Here is a 2,027-nt window from a genome sequence, read left to right as displayed (position 1 = left end):
ATCAGCTTACAGGCTTAAGATTGGTACACTTTTATTCCGCGATTGCGACGAAATTTAGCGCGCCTCAGTGGTACATTTTTACACCGCTATTTATATACTAGATTTGTCCGCTTTGGTGAGCCATTGAAATCAACCAGTTAGCTGACTTAAAGCTCTGGTTAGCATCTTTAGCGTGACAAAAACGTGACAGCGGAATTACTTCTCTATCTTTTCCTGTCTCAATTCTTGACGCAGCAAATGCTAGATTCTCAGTCGCAAACTTGGCATAACGATCCACCATATTGCGCGATTTCCAACCGCCCAGGTATGCCGCAAATCATGAAACCGGAAATCTTCCAGCCCTGCTTTCTTAACCGCATTCACCCAAGCCGTATTGGTTACATCCCAAAGAATCGGTTAACTGCGATAAGTAAAACAAAACTGTTCATGCTTACCCATTTGTTCCTGTAAAACTACTACTGCATCCGCATTTAACGAAACGCCTCTCGGTGTACCATTTTTAGTGCGATTCAACCATGCAGTGCGCCGATCTAAATCGACTCGATTCCACTCCAATCCGATTATCTCACGCGCCCGACAGCCAGTTGCCAGTGCAAACCGGATCAATACCGCCATAGGCAGGTGTAAATAATTTTGTGTAAATGGTCATATGGCAGGAAACAGCTTATATATTTTTGGAGTAAAAACGACCACACCCAAACCACTGCCGACCGGCTTAATTGATAGCCTGCTGACCGATTACAAAAAGCCAGAAGATTTACATGGTCTTCTCAAGCAACTTACCAAAGCGTTGGTTGAATGTGCCCTGCAGGCAGAAATGGCCGAGCATCTTGGTCACGATAAGCACGAAATGGTAATCAATGCCACTGGCAATACCAGAAATGGTAAAAGCCGTAAGACCCTGAAAGGTGAATTCGGTGAGTTACCCATCGAGATTCCCCGTGACCGTGAAGGCAGCTTTGAGCCTCTGATCATTTCCAAGCATCAGACCCGCTGAGCGGGCTTTGATGACAAGATCCTCTCGCTGTATGCCCGTGGCATGGCGACGCGTGAAATCCAACAGCACCTCACTGAAATGTATGGCGCCGAAGTATCGCCTACACTCATTTCTACGATCACTGATGGCGTAATGGATGAAGTGAAGCAGTGGCGTCCTGGCCTCTCGATGCGGTGTATCCTGTGATCTATCTCGATTGTATCCACGCCAAAGTTCGTGACGCTGGTAGCGTTCATACCAAAGCGATTTACCTGGCGATCGGCATTAATATGGAGGGCCATAAAGAAATACTTGGCTTATGGATTGCTCAGACCGAGGGTGCCAAGTTCTGGTTCAGCGTTGTCACTGAACTTAAGAATCGTGGCGTGCAAGATATCTTTATCGCCTGTGATGGCTTAAAGGGCTTTCCCGAAGCGATTGAAACTGTCTATTCACGTGCCATTGTACAACTCTGCATCGTACACATGGTTTGTAACAGTCTCAACTACGTCGGCTGGAATAAACGCAAGGAAGTAGCTGCTGATTTACGTTTGGTCTACAGCGCGCCACCGAGCTAGCAGACTTTGAAGATAAGTGGAACAATGCTTATCCACCGATTGCTCTGTCTTGGCGCAATAATTGGCAGCGCATCATTCCGTTTTTCGACTACCCGCCTGAGATACGGCGCATTATTTACACCACCAATGCGATTGAATCTGTCAACATGAGCCTACGCAAAGTCAGCAAAAACCGTGGATCGTTTCTCAACGATGAAGCCGTGATCAAATTGTACTATTTGGCTCTCAGCAATATCGCCAAAAAATGGTCTATGCAACTAAGAGATTGGAAACCTGAACTAAACAGGTTTACTATTCAATTTAACGAAAGAATGCCCCCGTATTTTAACCACCGTTTACACAAAATCTAGGACAACCCCAATACCAGGCGGATGATGTTGATCAGTCATTCCGGGGTAATGGGAAATTGACCCCGGAGCAGGAAGAGATCCGGCAGTTGAAAGCACAGATCAAGCAACTCAAGCTGGAGAGGG

2 pseudogenes are annotated in these 2,027 nt (G+C 46.3%); one reads left to right on the top strand and one right to left on the bottom strand.

The features are described from left to right. Positions 1-97: 97 nt before the first annotated feature. Positions 98-615 (bottom strand): annotated as a pseudogene (locus BLU57_RS15615) (site-specific integrase); the annotation flags it as partial. 34 nt (positions 616-649) lie between these two features. On the opposite strand from BLU57_RS15615, the pseudogene BLU57_RS15610 reads away from it, so the two are divergent. Further along, positions 650-1,904, top strand: a pseudogene (locus BLU57_RS15610) (IS256 family transposase). The last annotated feature ends 123 nt before the right edge of the window (positions 1,905-2,027 follow it).

Origin of the sequence: Nitrosomonas oligotropha (assembly GCF_900106555.1) — a bacterium.
Taxonomy (GTDB): Bacteria; Pseudomonadota; Gammaproteobacteria; order Burkholderiales; family Nitrosomonadaceae; genus Nitrosomonas; species Nitrosomonas oligotropha_A.
Note: the sequence above shows the minus strand (reverse complement) of the source record. Positions and strands in the feature narration are given on the sequence as shown.